Here is a 20,967-nt window from a genome sequence, read left to right on the forward strand (position 1 = left end):
TATTCTGTGAATAATTAATTACTAAAAATTCTGTACCAGGCGAATACCTGTGAACTGCCAGCGTTTATCAGTCTGGAAAAAATTGCGGTAAGTAATCCGGGAATGTTGGGGAGGAGTAGCAGCAGAGGCACCCCGCAACACCATCTGATTGATCATGAATTTACCATTATACTCACCCACCGCACCTTCTGCCTTAGTAAATCCAGGATAAGCCAGATAGGCAGAATTAGTCCACTCCCATCGTTGTCCCCACACAAACTGCTGAGCAGCAATCTCCCATTCAAATTCAGTAAGTAATCGCTGACCTTTCCAGCGGGCAAAGGCATCCGCCTCATAAAAACTCACATGACACACTGCCTTATCAGGATTAACAGGCTGAAGGCCTTCAAATGTATAGTTCCACCAACTTCCTTCTATTTTATGCCAGTACAGAGGTGCCTGAATCTGATGTTGTTTCACCCAATCCCATCCTTCTGCCAGCCAGTGATTAAAGTTCTGATAGCCCCCCGACTCCATAAACTCCATAAATTCGGCATTGGTAATCAGTTTTGGAGAGACACTTACTGACGGAAGATAGACTTTATGGCGCCCCAGTTCATTGTCAAAACTAAATCCATTCCCCCGATGGCCAATCTCATAAACTCCTTCTTCTATATAGACCTTCTGATTGGATGTGTTAAATTCATTATAGAGATACAGCTCATCCGGAATCACTTTTACAGCAGGGAATAATGGATTATGCCCCAGAATATATTTCAAATCTGTAACCAATAGCTCCTGGTGTTGCTCTTCATGATTGAATCCAATCTCCAGTAATTCTGTAAACTCTTCTCTTTGCTCAAAGTCAGATGTAGTGATTGTGAGCAACAGTTCTTCCAGATGTGTATCTACATACGTCCGATAGGCATATACCTCTTCCACTGTTGGACGCGTCAGATTTCCCCGGTCTGTCCGTAAAACTCGCTTGCCAACTGTTTCATAGTAGCTGTTGAAAACAAAACTAAAGTCCGGATGGAACACTTGATAGCCTTTCAGATAAGGAACCAGCAGGAAAGTCTCAAAAAACCAGGTAGTATGCCCCAGGTGCCATTTAGCGGGACTTACATCTGCAATTGGTTGTACTACATAATCTTCTGTAGTAAGGTTCTGGCAAATGGCGGCTGTACGCTGACGTATATTTTTGAAACGGGCAAGCCAGGAGGTCTGCACCAGATCTGAGACAGTATTCATATTTTTCAGGGATGTTTAGCAAAAAATCAAAAAAATTATTCCTTCGCCTATCTTCTTTTAATAATATGGCAGAGTAACAGATTCACTCATCTGCTACCTATCAGCTAATGACAAAATACTATCTCTCTAAATATAAGGAAGAATTCTATGCTGCTGTCTCATTGTCTTTGTATATACTACATTTTCTACCAATCAGACAATAGTTATAATTTGTTAACCAGCAAATCAGAAATATAGTTTCTTAGCTACAGCAAAAGGATACTATAGTAGTTTTTGGTAGAAACTGTTTGACGTACTTTCAAAAAAGAAATCCAAACTCACGCAAAGCATGTGGAAAGTTTTTGCTCTCATGGCTGGGTTTACTCAACTTTATCAGAGCAAAGCGTTGCAAAGGAGTTAATGCACGCCATTGATCCAATGATATTTGCGTATGTAAAGCCTCTGCTTTTTCCTGTAAACTTTCGGGGACTTGTGTACTATCCAGCCAGGCAGGCTGAGTCTCTACAGCCAGATCATCTGGTAAAGATTGAGTATATTTCTGGACAAGTTTCTGCAGATATTCCCGATATGCCTGTATATCGTTTTCTTCAAAACAAGGTAGTTCAAACAGTTGATCCCGTTCTTCTTTTGTAAAATCACTCCACTCAGACAATTTTAGCTTTATACCACAAGTGTCCAGCTTACAACGAACACCCATAGGGATACATCGCATGGATTCAATAAAGTCAGCTTCAAACCGAAAATAATCGTTCATGATGAATCATTCAGAAATACAGTGTAAAAGTACAGTCTTTTCGTAAGTATATTTTCCTATACTAACATTTTTTAACAGCCTGTTGTTTTTATTTTCACGCCTTCTGAAAAACAATATCTTTGAACAACAAATTCTTCTCATAAAGCTGTACAATACATAAAAAAATGTAACGGGTATACATTTTTATACGTATCCTGTCTAAAAATATCCTATTCACAAGCAGCATACCTTGTTTTGATATGCCTCATATTTTATACAAACCCTAAACACTTAACAAAATGTTTCGATCAGGCAAAGTTCGCATCTTTCTTGCATTAGGCATTGCCCTTTTTTCGCTGATAAGCTACTATATGAAAAGACAGGATAATCCTGTCACAGGCGAAACCCAACATGTAGATATGACTGTGGACCAGGAAATTGCTCTGGGTTTACAATCTGCACCCGAAATGATTCAGCAATATGGAGGGGAATACCGCAATCAGCAGGACCAGGATCGGGTAGAGCGCATCGGGCAAAAACTGGTAGCCTCTTCTCTACCTGAAAATCAGCCTTATAAATTTGACTTCCACCTTTTGGCAGATCCACAAACTATCAATGCCTTTGCACTTCCTGGAGGCCAGATATTTATTACCTATGCGCTGTATAGCAAATTACAAAGTGATGATCAGCTGGCAGGAGTACTGGGACATGAAATTGGACATGTGGTAGAACGACACTCAGCTCAGCAAATTGCACAACAACAATTGACTCAAGGACTTACAGGAGCAGCAGTCATTGCCAGTTACGATCCGGATAACCCGACAGGAAGTATTGGTAAGGCAGCAATGGCAGCATTGATTGCCAATCTGGTAAATATGAAATATGGTCGTGGCGATGAACTGGAATCAGATAGAAATGGAGTGTTTTATATGGCAAAAACAGGCTATAATCCAGAAGGAATGATAGGCGTGATGGAAATCCTGGCGTCTTCAGGGGGAGGACGTCAGCCAGAATTTTTCAGTACACATCCTAATCCTGAAAATCGGGTTACCCATATTAGAGAAGCCATTGAAGAACTTAATCAAAAGGCTGTAATGCCTTAGATATAGTTTGTGAAACATAAGTCATCCCGAATGTTGGATATGAATAAACCCAAGCCTATGATTTTAAAAATAGTATGGGCTTGGGTTTACTTTTGAGAGATGTTGTTCTCTTCGTTTCTTTATTGCCCCTTACATGAGTCTACTTGTAGCATCCTACTTTTTTGCTTGTCCAAAAAAGTAGGCCAAAAAGTACCCTTTTCTCCGATCCTTCCACCCGCAAGGCCAAAGGCCAACCTCGCGGAGAAAAGACTCCCTACGCACCTACACGGCCTTTCGCGATTTAAGTCAACACGACTCTCTTTTCCTTTGTTTCTCTTCTTCTAAAGGATGTGATATCCTTTTACTTAAAATTCGGGATGAATCATGTTGAGTCTGCGGTGAACTCCGATCACTTTCTCTCATTGTGGTGATTTAAGCACAAAGAAAAAAATGATCGAAATTTCAATCGTCAGTAAAAATGATCAGTGCTCTGGTCAAAAACAGTTATAATTACAAGTCTGTGTTGTCCCTCCTATAAATATATCCTGTCTTGAATTCGGCGCAAACCTACTTTCAAAAATTATACTTATATAGGTAGTAAATTCATTCTTGCTATCCGGAATAGCAGAAAATATGCTTAAAGCGCCACATAGTCTATAAAAAATAGTATCTTTCCTCTACATCAAACCCTACCAAACATTTTCGAAAACTTCTACTGTTTATCTTCATGCGTACACGTCGTGATTTTCTCAGAAAAGTAGGCGCAGCTACAGGTGCCGCTACACTATTGCCAACCTTCAACCCATTAAAAGCACAAGATATTCTTCTGGCAGGTGAACAAATTGCCCATCTCTCACCTATTCAGGTAGCTTCTGACGAAGATTACTGGGCCTCTATTCAACAAGCCTACACTACATCAACAACTATCATCAATCTCAATAATGGTGGAGTAAGCCCTCAGCCTACTATTGTGCAGGAAGCTCAGGATCGTTACACCAGAATAGCTAATGAAGCTCCATCTTATTATATGTGGCGTATTATGGATCAGGGAAGAGAGCCTATACGTAGCAAATTAGCTGATCTGGCAGGTTGCTCCCCGGAAGAAATCGCAGTGAATCGCAATGCTACGGAAGCATTGGCAACTATTATTTTTGGTCTTACACTTCGTAAAGGCGACGAAGTAGTACTTACCAAACAAGATTATCCCAATATGATACAAGCATGGAAGCAGCGGGAGATACGGGATGAAATTAAACTTAAATGGATCAATCTGGATTTACCTATTGAAAGTGATGAGGTGTTTGTACAGAAATTTACAGAACAATTCACTGCCAAAACAAAAGTTGTCTATATCACCCATATGATTAACTGGACAGGTCAGATACTACCTGTACGTAAGATTGCTGATGCTGCTCATGCCCGTGGTATCGAAGTAGTGGTAGATGCAGCCCATACATTTGCCCATCTGGATTATAAACTACCTGATCTGGGAGCAGACTATGCAGGTACCAGTTTACACAAATGGCTCTGTGCTCCCTTTGGATCAGGTATGTTGTATGTTAAAAAAGAGAAAGTCAAAGGTCTATATCCTCTTTTCCCAAATGTCGATCCCAGAATAGATGATATCCGAAAGTTTGAAGTATTAGGTACCCGTTCCTTTGCGATTGAACAAGCTATTGGTCAGGCTATCAATTTTCACAATGCGATTGGTACCAAACGCAAGGAAGAAAGATTGCGTTACCTGAAAAACTACTGGTGTGATAAAGTAAAAGATCTGCCACGCATCAAACTGAATACATCATTGAAACCAGACTATTCCTGTGCATTAGCTAATTTTACAGTAGAAGGGATGGAACCCGGAGCTATTGAAGCCTTCTTATTCAATAAATATAAAATTCACACTAGTCCTATTGTATGGGAAAACATCAAAGGGGTTCGGGTTACTCCTCATGTGTATACAACGTTGAAAGACCTTGATAGATTGATAGATGCAGTTACGTATCTTTCAAAGAATAAGATTTCATAGACATAAAAAGAGGCTTCGCTTACAATGAGGCCTCTTTTTTCACTTTAACAACTTATCGCTTACTGCTATCGTCCATATTCAGATCATTGTCAAAAGGACTTTTGGTAAAGGGGTAAACCAGTTGACGCAGATAACCTTTTGGATAATTTCCTTCTTTTACTCCTGTAGTCTCAGGCCATACATTTCCAGGCAGGTAGTAGGTGCCAAATATTCGGTCGATCAACGGAAAGTGAATAGCAAAGTTTTTTCCATAATGTGCGGGATCTTCACAATGATGCCAGTGATGGAACTGCGGTGTTACGAAAATGTATTTCAGAAATCCGAAATTGATACTTGTATTGGCATGGATTAATACAGCATGAATAGACACAAAGATGATATAGGTATTGAAGACTATTTCTGAAAATCCACAAATGTATAGAGGTAAAAAAGAAATAGAACGTGTTACAAAGATATCTACAAAGTGAGTGCGTGACCCTGCCAGCCAGTCCATAGCCCGTGTGGAATGGTGTACTGAATGGAAACGCCACAGATACACATGTGAATGAAAAATACGGTGTGCCCAATACTGAAACAAATCGGTTACAAATAAGGCCAGCAAAAACTCCACTGCAAAAGGCAAGCTCTGCACCCAGGCATGTATCTGATCTAACCCTACTCTACCAAACAATAACTTGGCAGGAGCCTGAGTAATGACTCCAAAGAATTGAACAAACAAGTGGCTGATTACAAAATAAACCAGGTCGGTACGCCATTCCTCATGAAAGCGGGACTGGTTCTTATTTTTAGGAAATGCCATTTCAATAGGCACAAAAATAATCGACAATAGAAGCAGATCGATCAGTAACCAGTCGAGACCAATATGCCAGAGGGTTTTGTCTACAGATCGGGGTTGAACATTAAATCCTCCTAATGCAATAGCTAAAGCAGATAATAAAATACCAATCACAGCCAATTGCTTTTTATTACTCAACAAGAAACTGAGTGTAGCAAAGAAAAAAGAAGCGATAATCACTCCCATTAGAATGGCTTTCATCATTTCGCCGGTATAGACCTCACGAAACTCAGGTGTCGTAAAAAATTCAGGATAATGGAAACAGAAGACTGCCAGAATAGAAAGTACTCCCAAAAAGATAGAGATGTAGCCGCTGATGAAGCCTTCTCCAATCACCAGCCGTTTGTTAGTTGACATAATTAGATGTAGAATAGAAGTGGGTTGTATTGAGAAAATAGTATTTATACACTGATGTACAAATAGTTACCAATCTGTTACATTAGTAACAATTTGGTAAACAGGTAAACTCAATCGTACCTACTTCTTAAAAGGAAACTGAAACAGGTGCATGTATATTCTCAGCACAATCACTAAAACTGAATAAGGTCTTACTGAATGACTGAGTAAGCAATAATGGAATATCTTCGTAATTGGCCCCCTGTAGCTGATTACCTTTAAAATAGGGAACCTGATAGCCAGGTAATTGATCTACACAAGTCATCAACAGATTTTTTTTCAGCCCATACGAGTAATTAGTATCACATTGTAAGGCATAATTCAACAAATCAATATCCAGTGGACTGACCCGAAATACTCCCTGATGTTCATTGTATTGATTAGTTTCATTCTCATTATTAATCAATGAAAGAGAGATTTCTTCATGAGTCATAGGCCCTTGTCCATGGCGTGTCTGATAAGCACGAGTAATATAAAATAACTCAAGATCAGAAAGTTGTGGCTTCAGGTACTGGTCTACGAGAGCTAATGCATTTTTAGAACAGGTATTGCTACGGGTCACATGCGGAAAGAATCCGAAGTCCATATCCAGCAATAAGCCTTGTGCTCCTTCAAATACAAATGTCTGCCACGGAGTATTTTCTGTAAAAACCTCGGCAGTGGTCACAAACCGGACAGCATGCTGCTTTTGCAAGCGCAGCAGATCTGTCACTGTCTGAATAAAATGGTCATCGGCAGCATCATGTTCCAACGCATCAAAATCAAAGCTAGGCTGGCTTTGCAACTTCTGTCGGTAGTGTTCCCGAATGGTTTTTAACTTAATCTTACAAAATTCCGGAAAAAGCAGATCCTGTGCAAATAACTTTACAGGTGATAACTGATGCCGTTCTATGGTTGCACCAAATCCCATCCCACAGCTACCATGGCGGGAATTGCCTCTGGCAGTTTCCAGCACCCGATTATACAAGACATCGTAGTGAGTTGTCACTGCACATAGATTATCGACAAGCAACTCAGGTTGTACACCTAATTTTCGCAGGGCTGCATATTCTTTCAGCATAGATCCGGGGGAAAATGTACAATAGGCTGACCAGTAAGTTGGCACCCCACGCAATGTTCCCGATCCAAAATTGGAAAAAACATGTCGTTTTCCATCTGATGTTGCCACTGTATGGCCTGCCTGTTGTCCTCCATTAAACCGGATCACCAATGGAGAAGGATGTTGTAGACACAACATATCTGTTGCCAAACCCTTTCCTTCATCTCCAAATCCCGAACCAATAACAATAAATGCTTTTTTGGGCAGTGTTTTCATAGTTGTATATATTTCACTTCCAGCCCTCAAAATGTTTCAGACTGGAAGCGTATGTTATTGGAGAAACGATATTACAGCTTAAATATTCTGTTTACCAATCCTCCACTGTTATTTTTAACCAATGCATCTGCTTTTACATTAACCAATGCCTTAGCTACTGTTTTGGAAGTAGATGCATCAAAAGAATGCAAAATCTTGCTTAACTCTACCCCGTGAATCACGGCAACCGTAGACGCAATGGTCTCAGCAATAGCATTGTAGTCATCCAGTACAATCAGACGTTCGCCTAACAATTTCTTCCAATATCCTAAAACGGTTGGATCATCACGATAAGAGGCCTCATTGATGTGAATATGGAAAACATTGTAACTACGTTGTACCTCTTCCAGTAATTGCTTATCTGTCAAATCCGTAGACTCTGTATATCCCATGATATATTTCAGACGGGCAGCATCCAGTTTACTCCAGGCAGCTTCGTCACCAATGGTAAATAAGAAGCCTTTCTGTCCACGTTTCTCAAAACAGTCGCAAGAGGTATGTCGTGCACAGAATAACCACCCAAGCGTATACGACTCCATACACTGTCCACCGCCACCACCTTCAATATAAATTTCGGTCAGCCATTTGTCCAGTTCATCTGTACCACTTTCAAACTGAGCAACCTGCAATGGATAACTATCTGTAACGTGGTCCCCGATAGCTCCAAACATAATCTGAGGGTGCTCAATACCGTGACTGATTAGTGTATTCATCAGAGATCCTAGTTTTTCACGAACCAGAATTTCAGGAATACGTCCCATACTTCCGGTTACATCCAAAAATACTGCAATTGATAATGAATCAGGGTGTATGTCCGAGTCACGGCTTTCCCGGAATTTAACTCCCATCGGTGACATCAGTGAACTAGCTTTACCTGTTTTATTATTTGCAAAAATGTCATCTGTACTCAAGTTTGCTTTTGAACTTTTTAGATGCTCATAGGCATCATCAGACCAACGTGTGTATCCCATAGTTGTAGTTAATTAAGTTAGTAATAGATTGATTATTAGTTACATAACAAGCTTCTAAGGAAGCATGGACTTATATATTTAATTCATGATACTGAGGTTTTCCAAATATGGATCGTAATAATTGTCTGTAATCATCATATGTCTGATAAGCTTCATAGTGAGGTGCAATCAAAAAGTTAATCAGATGCTCGTTACATGTTTTTTTCAACTTCACCCCATTTCCAGACTTGTCACCTAGTAAGTAGAGAGCTGTACGTTGTGCCAGACTTACATCTACATACGCGATAGCCTGCTTTTTATCAAATACAATCTGAGGATACCAATCCAGATATTTTCCTGAGACAGTGTTCAACTTACTCTTCATTGGTCTCATATGATAGAATGACAGACAGACAATTCCGTGTGTTTCAGGAACCACACAAAATACCTCTGGATTAAACCCAGCATGGCAATACCCTATCTGATGCAACCAGGCTGTAAATTCCAACATACGGCTCAAAATCCAGCTTACATGTTCCTGAGGCAATGTCAGATGAGAAAAAGAAACCATACGGTGACTGTAACTAATCCGCAGATACTCTCCTTCCATCTTCATAGAGGTAGGCAGATATTTCTGAAAGTGTCTGGAAGAATCGTCAGTCAACTTCATCAATCGGCTATAATTTTCCAGAGACCTTAACAGCTGCTCTTTCTCACCTTTGCACAAAAAGGTTTTATCATCTGTCTGTTGCACAAGACCTGCATCATCTTCGATCTTGTTAAGTTGTTCCATCTCCTCCTTATATGCATTGAGCTTTTCAACTGCATCATTTGCACCTGCCAGTGAGCATACATCCGGGTGAATCAATTTTACATAGTTCACATACTCTTTTCGATAGTTGTTTCTGGTCAGCAGATCTTCCGCTTTGCTTGCAGTCATTATTCTAACCAGTAAATCTTCAGCATTCATTTTTATCTTATTGTAATTTGTACACCAAAGTTAGTGTATAAAAAACACTATTCCAAATTTTAGGTAAAAAATTTTCACACATTAAATAACGAAGAGGATAAACAATTAAAGATCAACCAGATGAATGTAACACATATTAAAACAAACTACCTACATTGTGAACTGATCGTCATTGGAATAGGCAATTCAAGCCCATATAGCAAATAGTTACGTTCAACAAAGAAATAGACCAGATAGTAGGAGTAATCGAGCAGGAAGGAAGACAGTTGTAATACCCTAGCTAAAGATAAAAAGGGCCCTGAAATTAAATTTCAGTAATTGTAATGACTGGCAATAGATGTAAACTTTAAGAATGTATCTTGAGTGGGCATACATTCATCAGCAGCAATTGAGCTTCACAATTTGTTAAGAAATAAACAATATACTAAATACAAAACCTGTATTCGACCCCTAGTAGCATTACTTTGATCACAAATACAGGTTTTATCCTTTTCTTTTAATAAACTATAATTATTACATATCAACTTCCTCACAATAAAACAAATACCACTGCCCTTTAACTAGTTTAAAACGAGTCTCAAAATGAAAACCGCTATCAACTAACCAAAGTTTTTCTATTATGACTCCTTGTGACCATAAGCGGGTTGTTTTATATTGAGTCATTCCAACAGTATCATTCTTTATGATCGTAAACTTAGGCAGTGTATCTATCTTATCAATTGGAATCTTTAGAATTACCCAGTTTGAAACTGTCCACTTCTCTTTTACTGTCCGACCTGTAAGATCTTCTGAAACTTTATACCCTTGTATGGGGAATAAAAGCCTTTTCTTCTGAAAAATAGAATCCTGATGAAATTGGATATAAAAATCATCAAAGCTTTCTTGTTGTATGCTTTTTATATCAGTTATTAACTCATTAGCATTTTTCTCTATAAAACCTACCATAAAAAGTACAAAAGAGCAACAGAAAAATTCGATGTGGAGAAAACGCATAAAAGAATATAATACAAATTTTATAAGAGAAACAGGCAGTCTACTTTCTACCAAAATCGGCAGGGTTTTCACCCCACACCTTTGTCTCCCACTTTAAAATAGGATTAGGGTAGGTATTTTCAGCCAGCCATTTTTCTGCCCGATCCAGTAATTCAAATAATTTATCATTATTATCTGTAGGCTCCAGTTTGGTCCGATGTTTCTTGGCCTGTACCCACTTAATGGCATTGACACTATCTGAATAAATAGGCAATCGGCTTCCTAGTTTCTGAAGATAGGCCAGTCCATGTACAATTGCCAAAAACTCTCCAATATTATTGGTCCCATCTTTAAACGGTCCCTGGTGAAAAAGCTGTTCTTTTGTCTTTGTATTAACACCTCTGTATTCCATATCTCCGGAAGCCGTATTCCAGGCAGCATCTACCGAAATACTTTCCAGGATAGGCTTGCCAATCTTTGCTTTTTCTAATGGAGACAAATCCGAACTACTCTTCTGGTTTGCATTTTTAAAAATATGCTTTTTGCTATTTTCACCAAACGCCTGTTCTGCCAGTTCCTTTGTTTCGAAGGACTTATATTCAGCACCTGCAAATCCATCAATTTGTTTTTTACATTCGTCCCAGCTGGTATACACTCCAGCTTCACGACCTTTCCAGACTACATAATATTTTTGTTTTGCCATAAGTAGATAAAAAGAAAGTTCAGACAAACGCCTGAACTTACAATATAATCAACTAATATTTTCTTTAATGATTGTACTTATTCGGACGCGTTTTAAAACTTTTCTGAATTTCCTGCACCGCAGCTTTAAAATCCTTGTCTGTCTTTAACATGTCATTCACAGACTGAATGGCATGGATAACCGTGCTATGATCACGTCCTCCAAAGTGGTATCCAATAGACTTCAGAGAGAAATCGGTATATTCTTTTGCAAAATAGATAGCTACCTGACGAGGTACTACCAGTTCTTTTTTACGGCTTTTGTCTTTCAGATCATCTACCGTTACCCCAAAATGTTCCGCTACCCTCTTTTGTATTACCTCAATATTTACCTCTTTGTCTACATGTTGCACAATATTCTGAATAGTCCGTTTGGCCAGATCCAGATCAATCTCCCGCCGATTCAGCGAAGCTTGTGCCATTAAAGAAACAATTACCCCTTCCAGTTCACGGACATTGGTATCAATGCTATGCGCAATGTACTCAATCACGTCTATATCCATGGCAATTCCTTCAGCCTGCAGTTTTTTCTGAATAATCGCGATACGTGTTTCCAGATCAGGTTGTTGTAAATCTGCACTCAATCCCCATTTAAATCGGGAAAGCAAACGATCTTCAAAACCTACCAGCTCCCGAGGAGAACGGTCAGTGGTCATGATAATCTGTTTTCCGGCCTGATGCAGGTGATTAAAGATATGGAAGAAACATTCCTGAGTCTTTTCTTTTCCTGACAAAAACTGCACATCATCCAATACCAGTACATCTACCTGTAAGTAGAAATTCATGAAGCCTTGCATATTGTTATTTCGTACAGCTTCAATGAATTGATTGGTAAACTTCTCACAAGATACATACAAAACAAACCGACCTACATCGTGCTGTTTGATGTAATTACCAATTGCCTGTACAAGGTGCGTCTTTCCCAATCCCACACCACCATACAATAACAATGGATTGAAAGATGTAATACCAGGCTTTTGCGCTACAGCCATACCAGCTGAACGTGCCAGACGATTACAGTCACCTTCAATGAAATTGTCAAAGTTATAGATCGGATTCAGATAGGATGCATATCCATTGCCTTCCAATTCATACAAATCAAATGGGCTTTTGTATTTATCGGCGTGGATATCAACCTTCGGATCTTTGTTCTGTGGTGTTTTATTGGTGGGAATATTGATCACATAGGCTCGATTCTTCTCATTTCCCTTATCAATCACAACCTGGTACTCCAAACGGCCTTCCGGTCCAAGCTCTGAATCAATAGCTTTACGTAATAAATACACAAAGTTGTTTTCCAGATGCTCATGCACATATAGAGTAGGTACCTGTATGGTGAGGACATTGTTGGCGAGTCGTAATGGAACAATGGGTTCAAACCATGTCCTAAAATCCTTTTCGGAGACACTTTCTCCTATGATTTTAAGACAGTTATTCCATACTGTTTTGCTGTCCTTTAGCATCCCTATGATCACGTCGTTAAGTGGTTACTCTGTGTATTTTCTAAAACAAGGACGACAAATTTGATAAAAAAAGCCTTAACAAAAAAATAAAAATCTGAACTTTTAATGGAAAAAAAATTTAGAATGGCAGGCTTCTTTAAAACGTATCAAAACTCTGAAAAAGAACAATTTACCTCGAAAAACACACACTTTCGTCAGAGTAAATTACACAAAATTCTTTCTTTTGACAAATAAAGTTAAATTTTATCCTTCGGTGTGACTTTATTCTTTGACAATATATTCTTTACAATGAAAATATCTCCTACTAAAAAAAATCAATTATAATATTCTGGAACAGACAAACTATTCAAAATATTCATAGTTATAATTTTTCATTTTCCATCAAGTACCTTTTTCTTTTATTCCTGGTCGCCTTTCAGTTGAGAGTCAAAAGAAATATGAAAATTCAGGAAAAGATTTGAAACTTAGCGATTGAATCCACAACTTTGATAACCACAATTCACTAAACTTAATTTGTCTTCCGATGCAATTCGATGATTTCGCTGGTATTACTCAAGAAGAATGGAAACAACTCATTCTAAAAACAATAAAAGCTGAAACTCAGGAAGAGAAATTACATTTCTATGCACAAAAGCTTATTCAGCACCCAGAGCCAGGTATTGAGATCCAGCCGTTCTATATGAAGGAAGACCTGGCAGGACTAGAGTATCTTCAGGGCTTCCATCAGTTGTGGGCTCAGAGCCGACAAACTACTGGCTGGATAAATGTAGAGAATATTGCGGTTTACGATGAGGCAACTGCGAATCAACAGGCCAAAGATGCATTAACTAAAGGTACTACAGGTATCAGGTTTAACTTATTAAATCGTCCGGGAGGTAAACCTATGCTGACTGGAGGTATGACTACAGAGCATCTTTTCGACTTTTCTGTCCTACTTGAAGGCATTTCGCTTTCCCGAATACCTGTCTATTTTCATCTGAGACATACACAATTAGAAAATCTCAGTAATTACTTACAGGAAGTTGAGAAAGATATTTCCACACTCATGGGGGGTATTATATTTGAAGAAATTGCTCTGTCAGCAATTTTACCAGATGAATTTACGAACGAAGCCTTATTAAAATCTCTACAAGTCAGTTCCTTGTTCACTACACACACTCCCTATTTTAAGCTATTGCTTATAGAACCTGTTGGTGAACCTCTTGATGACAATGCAGAAATGGAAACCTTTGCATTGCCTGTGGTTAGCCTCATTAGCTATCAATTGCAGGCAATAGTCAAACTGATAGACGATTTGGAGACCATTCTTCCAATTACTGATATTCTCCCTAAAGTAGGCTTTATAGTAGATATAGGAGACTATTACTTTATGGAAATAGCCAAACTGCGAGCTTTACGGTTAATATGGTGGCAAATAGGCAGAACATATCATCCAGAATCAAATCTGATTGATGTCTTTATTTATGCACAAACAGCTATACTCGTTCCTCCGGCTGATGAGCCATATCAGAGCCTGTTGACTAATACCACTCAGGCAATGTCTGCCATTATAGGTGGATGTGATGCATTAGCTGTTCAACCAGCTGCATTTACGAATCCCCAGGATAGTATTTTAGGGAAACAGATTGCCCGAAATGTATCTGCCATTTTGCAGGAAGAATCGTATTTTGATAAAGTGACAGATATAGGGGCAGGTTCTTACTTGATTGAGAATCTGACTCACCAGATAGCCCAATCTATATGGGAAAAGTTATCGACCTAACTTATCTTTTATTTATCTGTTCTCCTTATTCATTAATTATATATGCGACCAGACTTCTCACAGATAACCTATTCTGACATAGAAAATGCACTCTCTGCTATTCATGTCACAAACTTAACAGAAAAAGTAGTCACAGAATCTGCCGAAGGGATTTCTGTTCCAACCGCTTTTCAGGCGCAGAAAAGTCAATTTCCTCATCTGATTTTTGGAGCAGGTAAGGCCCCTTTTTTACGAGGTCCCTATGCTCCCATGTATACAACCCAACCTTGGACAGTACGACAATATGCAGGCTTCAGTACAGCAGAAGAATCCAATGCTTTTTACCGACGTAATTTAGCGGCAGGACAAACCGGACTTTCTGTAGCTTTTGACTTAGCTACTCACCGTGGCTATGATTCGGATCATCCTCGTGTAGTAGGCGATGTAGGCAAAGCCGGAGTTGCGATAGACTCTGTGGAAGACATGAAGATTCTGTTTGATCAGATTCCATTGGACAAGATGTCTGTATCGATGACGATGAATGGAGCAGTAATTCCGATTCTGGCATTTTATATAATAGCAGCAGAAGAACAAGGTGTAAAACCAGAACAATTGAGCGGAACCATTCAAAATGATATTTTGAAGGAGTTCATGGTTCGTAACACCTATATCTATCCACCAGAATTTAGTATGCGTATTGTGGCAGATATATTTGCCTATACTTCAAAGCATATGCCAAAGTTCAACTCCATCTCTATTTCTGGTTATCATATGCAAGAGGCCGGAGCAACAGCAGATCTGGAACTAGCCTATACTCTGGCAGATGGTTTGGAATACATTCGTACCGGACTGGCAGCAGGCATAGCTATTGATGATTTTGCTCCCCGATTGTCATTTTTCTGGGCTATAGGCATGAATCATTTTATGGAAATAGCCAAAATGCGTGCAGCCCGAATGCTTTGGGCTAAAATAGTAAAGCAATTTAATCCTAAAAACGAAAAGTCACTGGCTTTACGAACACATTGTCAAACCTCAGGATGGAGTCTTACAGAGCAAGATCCCTTTAATAATGTAGCTCGTACCTGTATTGAAGCCATGGCAGCTGTACTGGGAGGTACTCAGTCCCTGCATACCAATGCCTTGGATGAAGCACTGGCTCTACCCTCTGATTTCTCAGCACGAATTGCACGAAATACACAACTTTTCATTCGGGATCAAACAGGAGTAACCAAAACTATTGATCCTTGGGGAGGTAGTTATTATATAGAATACCTGACGAATGAACTGGCAGAAAAAGCCTGGAAGCTGATTCAGGAGGTGGAAGCAATGGGAGGCATGACAAAAGCCATTGCAGAAGGACTACCCAAATTACGTATTGAGGAAGCTGCAGCCAGAAAACAAGCCCGCATTGATTCCGGCAAAGATAAAATTATTGGGGTCAATTACTTAAAACCCGATACGGAGACATCCATTGAATTATTAGAAGTAGATAATACAGCAGTTCGAAATGCTCAGATAACACATTTGACTCAGATTAAAACTAGCAGGAATCAGCAGGCTGTAGATCAGGCATTAACTACCCTTACTAGTGTAACAGAAACCGGACAGGGAAATCTGTTGGAGGCAGCGATTGAAGCAGCTCGCCAGAGAGCAACTCTGGGTGAAATATCGATGGCGATGGAAAAGATAGTTGGCAGATACAAAGCAGTTACCAAATCTATTACAGGAGTGTATATGCGTGAAGCATCTCAGGATGATAATTTTCAGAAGGCACGTAAATTATCTGATCAGTTCGCTGAGTTAGAAGGTAGACGTCCCCGTATCCTGATAGCCAAAATGGGACAGGATGGACATGATCGGGGAGCAAAAGTTATTGCCACTTCGTTTGCTGACCTGGGATTTGATGTTGACATTGGCCCATTATTCCAGACGCCAGAAGAAACAGCTCGTCAGGCAGCAGAAAATGATGTGCATATAGTAGGAGTCTCCTCACTGGCCGCCGGACACAAAACGTTGATACCTCAATTAATTAATGAATTGAAAAAACTAGGACGGGAGGATATTAAAGTTGTTGCAGGAGGAGTTATTCCTCCCCAGGATTATACCTTTCTGTATGATGCTGGTGTACAGGATATATTTGGGCCTGGTACTGTCATTGCCATAGCGGCACAAAATATTTTACAAAAATTAATCTCTGATATGACAACCTAGTAAAAGAAAAGAGACAGATACAACTACCTGTCTCTTTTTCCCTAATATATTTAATTCACTCTTAGTGAGTTGAATCTGCTTTTGATTCAATGCTATCCTTTGCAGCATCAGAAACTGAATCGATAGTTTCTGTAGCAGCTTCTTGTACAGAATCAACAGCCTCAGTAGCTTCTGTTTCAGCAGCTGGCTTCGAATCACATGCAGAGAAAGCAATTGTTCCCAGAACAATAGCAGCAGCAGCAAATAAATTTTTCATTTCTTTGTCTTTTGGTTTAAGGTTAAAGAACAAAATCTGCCTTTTATTCCTGAAAGACTAGAAGGTAACCCAAATAAAAAATAAAAAAATGTGTGGGTTACGTTTTGTTTTTTCAGGTATTAAATACGCCTTGCATGAACAAAGTCCACTTTCAATCGGAAGAACAATTAGTAATGGCTATTCGCCAAGGTGATGAACGTGCATTAGAAATGGTTTATAAGACTTATTTCCCTATGATTTTGCACTTTATCACCCACAATACGGGTACAGAACAGGAGGCTAAAGATATATATCAGGAAGCCATGATGATTTTCTATGAAAACATACAGAATCCTGATTTTGAACTTTCCTGTAAAGTAAAGACCTATGTATATTCTGTTAGCAGACGTCTTTGGCTCAAAAAGCTGAATCAAAAAAACAAATATGTAGGTAAGATTGATGACTTTGAGAGTTTTATTCCATTTGTCAAAGATGAAATAGACCCTGAAGAGCAAGATGCGCAGTTCAAAGCTATGAATGAGGCATTATCACAATTGGGAGAACCCTGTCGTACTATTCTGGAAGACTTTTTTATCAATGAGTTTTCCATGCAACAGATTACAGAAAAGATGGGTTATACTAATACAGATAATGCAAAGAATCAGAAGTATAAATGCTTAATGCGATTGAAAAAGATATTTTTCTCAAAATATCAAATCTGATCCAAGTCTTGTTGTTAAAACTATGATTACCCAGGAAATACAAGAACAGATTGAAAGCTATGTAGCCGGAAAAATGCCTGCAGCAGAGAGAGGATCATTTGAAAAAATGATTCAACAGGATAAACATCTGGCAGAGGCAGTTCGTCAACATCAGTTGATGGCGGATAGCTTTGCAACATTTAGCCGCCGGACTAAACTCAAAAAGCAGTTTGATTCCTTCCATAAAGAATGGAAAGAGGAAAGCAAAGAGCAACCTTTTATCTATACCTATGGTGTAAGGGCATTCTGGCGAAATCATATGACTACAGTAGCAGTAGCTGCCTCTGTAGCAGTTATTACGGTGTTCAGTACTATCTTTATGACTAACTATCTGCGTTCACTGGAACATCAGCAGGTGAGTAATTATGCGGAGTTAAAGAAAGAGAACAATCACATTAAGAAAAGATTAAGTGATATTTCGGCGTCTCTGCAACAGGATGTAACTACAGCAGCTGACTATGCAGCCAGCGCAACAGGTTTCATGATTTCACCTAATGGTTATATTGTTACCAACCGACATGTAGTGAGTGGAGCAGATGAGGTGTATGTAGAATCTACAAATTATGAGAATATTCGCCAACGCTATAAAGCCAAAGTGATTCATAAAGATCAAAAGCTAGATCTGGCACTACTCAAAATATCAGATTCTACTTTTAAACCGTTGACCTATATGCCTTATGCGTTAAACACACGTGAGACAGATCTGGGAGAATCGGTTTATACATTAGCCTATCCGCGGGAAGATATCGTATACGGGGATGGAGCAATTAGTGCCCATACAGGAAATGATGGAGATACTTCTAAATATCAGATATCTGTTCCAGTAAATCCTGGAAACAGTGGAGCACCATTATTGGATGCCAAAGGGAATCTGGTAGGGATTGTGACAGGTAAAAACCCGAATGAAGATGGGGCAGCTTTTGCAATCAAGTCCAAGCATTTGTTCACGCTGGTTCAGGAGATACCTGCTGATTCATTAACAGAGCCTCTGACCTTACCCAGAAAAAATTATATGCATTATCTGCGTCGTCCCGATCAGATTAAGAAATTGCAGGGACTCGTTTTTAATGTGAAGGTGTATAAAAAATAAAAAAACGTGTTTGTATTCAAGCCGTTAAAATCCGGAACTGCCCAGCAATGAGCAGTTCTTTTTTTTTATAGATACTTTCTAAAATTCCACAAAGGCCGATAAAGCAGATAATCCAGATCATACTGTCTGTCATAAGCCTCTTTCTCAAAGCTTATATTATAGTAAGCCTCTTTGTGTTTCATCCCCTTAACACGAAGCCAAGCATACTCAAGCAGATACCAGATGTAAAATGGAATAATTCCCAACTCCAGCTGCTGACGTAGGTGAATCTGTTCGTGATTCAGCAGGCGTTCATTTGAAGCATAATGTTTGTATTTTATCAACACAAATGGAAAAAGGGCCATTCCATGCACCCACAGAAAAGGAACGTGTATCAGAATCAAAGGCTTACCCGATAAAATAGAACAAATGTTATCTCCTAGTATGTCACAAAAATCCAGCCAACCTACCAAGAGATTATACACTTCGAACAGGTTTATTTTAATACAGATTCAATATGTCCATAATGATGGTTACAATGCCAGACATATAGTGACACTACCTGTTTTAATGGATACGTCCTTTTGCTTTCAGGATGAAAATATGTCCGTTCAAAATCGGACTCTGTCATAGAACGCAGCAAAATAGCCCATCGTTTATGCAGGGCAGATATCCATTGCAAGGACACCTCTACAGGTGTTGTTTTACCATCCGCAAGCTCTGCCCAAAGATTTTCATGGTAAGGCTTTATGACAGGGTTTTCTTCTGTTAATGCAAGCTTAAAGCGTATTAATGCATTACTATGGCTATCCGCCAGATGGTGTACTACCTGCAAGGCAGTCCAACCATCAGGTCTATAAGGTGTTTGTAATTGCTCAGGAGTAAGTTTGTTTACTAATTCAGACAATTTCACAGGAAATGATTCGATGATCTGAATCCCTTCCGGTACGTTTGTAAAGGATACTGACTTAAAATGATCAAATTTTCCAATAGGATATTTTAGCTTTTCTAAATCCATGTGTTGTTTTAGTGTTAAGATGTTTTGTAATTCAAGAAGTACCATGTTAAAGAATCAATATGTATTCTTATCTCTTAGGTCTCTGTAAGCTTTGTAGACAAACCAGCCCATTTACCGGTTGGAGTTTTGCCTACAATATAGGCTTCTATCTCCTTACGGCCCAGCTTATATACCTGTACATTGCTAAGATTTGAAATAATCTTTTCTTTAAGGATCTTAAACTTATCAACCAGTTTTATTTCTTCTTCGTGATACCATTCCTTTACTTCTGTTACACGCTTAAAGAAATCGTCTACAGATTGTATCTCAACAGGAGTTTGACGTGTCTGCTGAGCAAACCGTTTCACATCTATCTCATTCAAAGGTTTGGTTCCATTAAAATCCCATTCAAAGTAAGCGAATGGCTCATCGGATTCGCTTGGGTAATACAGGTCTTCAGCAGCCTGCAGCAATACCTGTTTCAAACTATTTTCGCTGTTTTCCCCAGTGTTCATAAGTAAATGGTAATGTTTTAGTCAAGTATAGGATTTGTTCAGGATGAAGTCAACTCATAAAAACATTTTGTAAAATTATTTCCATTCCCTCACTCGGAATTCGTAAGTTTGTGACCCTTTTTCGTGAAGGTAGAATCTATATAAATCATAGATTAATTAATTTAATTATAACCAATGTAATTCCCATGACTGCAGAAATTCATACTGACAAAGGAGTAATGAAGGCCATGTTCTTCGAAGAAGATGCTCCTGGTACTGTTGCTAACTTTGTTAAACTGGCAAAACAAGGTTATTATGATGGCGTATTGTTTCATCGTGTAGTGCCAAACTTTGTAATACAAACCGGAGACCCAACAGGTACTGGAGCAGGTGGACCTGGTTACAGTATTCCTTGCGAACTGACAGGTAACAATCAATACCATGACCGTGGTGTGATCTCTATGGCTCATCGTGGCCGTGATACTGGAGGCTCTCAATTCTTTATTTGTCATAACCGTATGAACACCAAAGGCCTGGATCGTCACCATACAGTTTTTGGTAAAGTTATTGAAGGTCTGGATATTATTGACGAGATCCGTCAGGGAGATCGTATTACAAAAATCGTAATCAACGAAGACTAAATCTATTTTACAATATTCTGACAGAAAAGCTGTTATACAAGATTGCCCAAACTTATAAAACCCTAA

General features: G+C 39.0%; 20 protein-coding genes. 7 read left to right on the forward strand and 13 right to left on the reverse strand.

Annotation, left to right across the window (positions count from 1 at the left end):
* Window positions 1–21: 21 nt before the first annotated feature.
* Both egtB and QNI15_RS01895 read right to left on the reverse strand, forming a co-directional pair.
* Complete coding sequence (egtB, locus tag QNI15_RS01890) at window positions 22–1,230, reverse strand: ergothioneine biosynthesis protein EgtB (RefSeq protein ID WP_314030254.1); 1,209 nt, start codon at window positions 1,228–1,230, stop codon at window positions 22–24.
* Window positions 1,231–1,528: 298 nt separating this feature from the next.
* Window positions 1,529–1,984 carry a nitrate reductase associated protein gene (locus tag QNI15_RS01895; RefSeq protein ID WP_314030256.1) on the reverse strand — a complete coding sequence of 152 codons (456 nt, stop codon included), beginning with the start codon at window positions 1,982–1,984 and terminating at the stop codon, window positions 1,529–1,531.
* A gap of 278 nt (window positions 1,985–2,262) precedes the next feature.
* Between QNI15_RS01895 and QNI15_RS01900 the strand changes: the two genes are divergently transcribed.
* Window positions 2,263–3,066: a M48 family metalloprotease gene (locus tag QNI15_RS01900; protein WP_313993581.1), complete on the forward strand. Its 804-nt coding sequence runs from the start codon at window positions 2,263–2,265 to the stop codon at window positions 3,064–3,066.
* A 706-nt stretch (window positions 3,067–3,772) separates the two neighbouring features.
* Complete coding sequence (locus tag QNI15_RS01905) at window positions 3,773–5,071, forward strand: aminotransferase class V-fold PLP-dependent enzyme (RefSeq protein WP_313993583.1); 1,299 nt, start codon at window positions 3,773–3,775, stop codon at window positions 5,069–5,071.
* A gap of 52 nt (window positions 5,072–5,123) precedes the next feature.
* Here QNI15_RS01905 and QNI15_RS01910 read toward each other — a convergent pair whose 3' ends face one another.
* From QNI15_RS01910 to dnaA, 7 genes are all read right to left on the reverse strand, one after another.
* Window positions 5,124–6,263, reverse strand: a complete 1,140-nt coding sequence (locus QNI15_RS01910; protein WP_313975211.1) for a sterol desaturase family protein — start codon at window positions 6,261–6,263, stop codon at window positions 5,124–5,126.
* 127 nt (window positions 6,264–6,390) lie between these two features.
* Entirely contained in the window at window positions 6,391–7,617 is a 1,227-nt protein-coding gene (locus tag QNI15_RS01915; RefSeq protein ID WP_314030258.1) for an adenylosuccinate synthetase, read from the reverse strand.
* A 71-nt stretch (window positions 7,618–7,688) separates the two neighbouring features.
* Window positions 7,689–8,627 carry a hypothetical protein gene (locus QNI15_RS01920; protein ID WP_313993590.1) on the reverse strand — a complete coding sequence of 313 codons (939 nt, stop codon included), beginning with the start codon at window positions 8,625–8,627 and terminating at the stop codon, window positions 7,689–7,691.
* 70 nt (window positions 8,628–8,697) lie between these two features.
* Entirely contained in the window at window positions 8,698–9,576 is an 879-nt protein-coding gene (locus tag QNI15_RS01925; RefSeq protein WP_313993592.1) for a hypothetical protein, read from the reverse strand.
* A gap of 513 nt (window positions 9,577–10,089) precedes the next feature.
* Entirely contained in the window at window positions 10,090–10,521 is a 432-nt protein-coding gene (locus QNI15_RS01930) for a DUF4348 domain-containing protein (protein WP_313993596.1), read from the reverse strand.
* Between the two features lie 88 nt (window positions 10,522–10,609).
* Window positions 10,610–11,251, reverse strand: a complete 642-nt coding sequence (locus QNI15_RS01935; RefSeq protein ID WP_313975219.1) for a ribonuclease H family protein — start codon at window positions 11,249–11,251, stop codon at window positions 10,610–10,612.
* Window positions 11,252–11,315: 64 nt separating this feature from the next.
* Window positions 11,316–12,752 carry a chromosomal replication initiator protein DnaA gene (gene dnaA, locus QNI15_RS01940; protein ID WP_313975221.1) on the reverse strand — a complete coding sequence of 479 codons (1,437 nt, stop codon included), beginning with the start codon at window positions 12,750–12,752 and terminating at the stop codon, window positions 11,316–11,318.
* 523 nt (window positions 12,753–13,275) lie between these two features.
* On the opposite strand from dnaA, the gene QNI15_RS01945 reads away from it, so the two are divergent.
* Window positions 13,276–14,514, forward strand: a complete 1,239-nt coding sequence (locus QNI15_RS01945) for a methylmalonyl-CoA mutase family protein (RefSeq protein ID WP_313993598.1) — start codon at window positions 13,276–13,278, stop codon at window positions 14,512–14,514.
* Between the two features lie 42 nt (window positions 14,515–14,556).
* On the forward strand, window positions 14,557–16,704 hold the full coding sequence (scpA, locus tag QNI15_RS01950) for a methylmalonyl-CoA mutase (RefSeq protein WP_314030260.1): 2,148 nt from the start codon (window positions 14,557–14,559) through the stop codon (window positions 16,702–16,704).
* Window positions 16,705–16,765: 61 nt separating this feature from the next.
* On the opposite strand, the gene QNI15_RS01955 is transcribed toward scpA, so the two are convergent.
* The gene (locus QNI15_RS01955; RefSeq protein ID WP_313993604.1) at window positions 16,766–16,960 is read right to left on the reverse strand and encodes a hypothetical protein; all 195 of its coding nucleotides are present in this window, start codon (window positions 16,958–16,960) and stop codon (window positions 16,766–16,768) included.
* Window positions 16,961–17,094: 134 nt separating this feature from the next.
* Here QNI15_RS01955 and QNI15_RS01960 point away from each other — a divergent pair, with 134 nt between their 5' ends.
* Entirely contained in the window at window positions 17,095–17,661 is a 567-nt protein-coding gene (locus QNI15_RS01960; RefSeq protein WP_313975229.1) for an RNA polymerase sigma factor, read from the forward strand.
* 22 nt (window positions 17,662–17,683) lie between these two features.
* Window positions 17,684–18,790: a S1C family serine protease gene (locus tag QNI15_RS01965; RefSeq protein ID WP_313993607.1), complete on the forward strand. Its 1,107-nt coding sequence runs from the start codon at window positions 17,684–17,686 to the stop codon at window positions 18,788–18,790.
* A gap of 65 nt (window positions 18,791–18,855) precedes the next feature.
* On the opposite strand, the gene QNI15_RS01970 is transcribed toward QNI15_RS01965, so the two are convergent.
* The 3 genes from QNI15_RS01970 to QNI15_RS01980 form a co-directional block, all read right to left on the reverse strand.
* Window positions 18,856–19,254 carry a hypothetical protein gene (locus QNI15_RS01970; protein WP_313975233.1) on the reverse strand — a complete coding sequence of 133 codons (399 nt, stop codon included), beginning with the start codon at window positions 19,252–19,254 and terminating at the stop codon, window positions 18,856–18,858.
* A gap of 11 nt (window positions 19,255–19,265) precedes the next feature.
* Window positions 19,266–19,787, reverse strand: coding sequence for a YfiT family bacillithiol transferase (locus tag QNI15_RS01975; RefSeq protein ID WP_313993609.1), 522 nt, complete (start codon window positions 19,785–19,787; stop codon window positions 19,266–19,268).
* Window positions 19,788–19,861: 74 nt separating this feature from the next.
* Window positions 19,862–20,281: a nuclease A inhibitor family protein gene (locus QNI15_RS01980; RefSeq protein ID WP_313975237.1), complete on the reverse strand. Its 420-nt coding sequence runs from the start codon at window positions 20,279–20,281 to the stop codon at window positions 19,862–19,864.
* Window positions 20,282–20,466: 185 nt separating this feature from the next.
* Here QNI15_RS01980 and QNI15_RS01985 point away from each other — a divergent pair, with 185 nt between their 5' ends.
* Complete coding sequence (locus tag QNI15_RS01985; RefSeq protein ID WP_313975238.1) at window positions 20,467–20,901, forward strand: peptidylprolyl isomerase; 435 nt, start codon at window positions 20,467–20,469, stop codon at window positions 20,899–20,901.
* Window positions 20,902–20,967 lie beyond the last annotated feature (66 nt).

The sequence above is a fragment of the Xanthocytophaga flava genome (genome assembly GCF_030068545.1).
GTDB classification, from domain to species: Bacteria; Bacteroidota; Bacteroidia; order Cytophagales; family 172606-1; genus Xanthocytophaga; species Xanthocytophaga flava.

Excerpts from the sequence above, each read along its gene's own strand:
- QNI15_RS01920 (WP_313993590.1), bottom strand. The coding sequence starts at position 8,627 with ATGGGATACACACGTTGGTCTGATGATGCCTATGAGCATCTAAAAAGT.
- QNI15_RS01960 (WP_313975229.1), top strand. The coding sequence starts at position 17,095 with ATGAACAAAGTCCACTTTCAATCGGAAGAACAATTAGTAATGGCTATT.
- QNI15_RS01900 (WP_313993581.1), top strand. The coding sequence starts at position 2,263 with ATGTTTCGATCAGGCAAAGTTCGCATCTTTCTTGCATTAGGCATTGCC.
- dnaA (WP_313975221.1), bottom strand. The coding sequence starts at position 12,752 with ATGCTAAAGGACAGCAAAACAGTATGGAATAACTGTCTTAAAATCATA.
- QNI15_RS01910 (WP_313975211.1), bottom strand. The coding sequence starts at position 6,263 with ATGTCAACTAACAAACGGCTGGTGATTGGAGAAGGCTTCATCAGCGGC.
- QNI15_RS01905 (WP_313993583.1), top strand. The coding sequence starts at position 3,773 with ATGCGTACACGTCGTGATTTTCTCAGAAAAGTAGGCGCAGCTACAGGT.
- QNI15_RS01955 (WP_313993604.1), bottom strand. The coding sequence starts at position 16,960 with ATGAAAAATTTATTTGCTGCTGCTGCTATTGTTCTGGGAACAATTGCT.
- QNI15_RS01935 (WP_313975219.1), bottom strand. The coding sequence starts at position 11,251 with ATGGCAAAACAAAAATATTATGTAGTCTGGAAAGGTCGTGAAGCTGGA.
- QNI15_RS01975 (WP_313993609.1), bottom strand. The coding sequence starts at position 19,787 with ATGGATTTAGAAAAGCTAAAATATCCTATTGGAAAATTTGATCATTTT.
- QNI15_RS01930 (WP_313993596.1), bottom strand. The coding sequence starts at position 10,521 with ATGGTAGGTTTTATAGAGAAAAATGCTAATGAGTTAATAACTGATATA.
- QNI15_RS01965 (WP_313993607.1), top strand. The coding sequence starts at position 17,684 with ATGATTACCCAGGAAATACAAGAACAGATTGAAAGCTATGTAGCCGGA.
- QNI15_RS01985 (WP_313975238.1), top strand. The coding sequence starts at position 20,467 with ATGACTGCAGAAATTCATACTGACAAAGGAGTAATGAAGGCCATGTTC.
- egtB (WP_314030254.1), bottom strand. The coding sequence starts at position 1,230 with ATGAATACTGTCTCAGATCTGGTGCAGACCTCCTGGCTTGCCCGTTTC.
- QNI15_RS01915 (WP_314030258.1), bottom strand. The coding sequence starts at position 7,617 with ATGAAAACACTGCCCAAAAAAGCATTTATTGTTATTGGTTCGGGATTT.
- QNI15_RS01945 (WP_313993598.1), top strand. The coding sequence starts at position 13,276 with ATGCAATTCGATGATTTCGCTGGTATTACTCAAGAAGAATGGAAACAA.
- QNI15_RS01895 (WP_314030256.1), bottom strand. The coding sequence starts at position 1,984 with ATGAACGATTATTTTCGGTTTGAAGCTGACTTTATTGAATCCATGCGA.
- scpA (WP_314030260.1), top strand. The coding sequence starts at position 14,557 with ATGCGACCAGACTTCTCACAGATAACCTATTCTGACATAGAAAATGCA.
- QNI15_RS01925 (WP_313993592.1), bottom strand. The coding sequence starts at position 9,576 with ATGAATGCTGAAGATTTACTGGTTAGAATAATGACTGCAAGCAAAGCG.
- QNI15_RS01980 (WP_313975237.1), bottom strand. The coding sequence starts at position 20,281 with ATGAACACTGGGGAAAACAGCGAAAATAGTTTGAAACAGGTATTGCTG.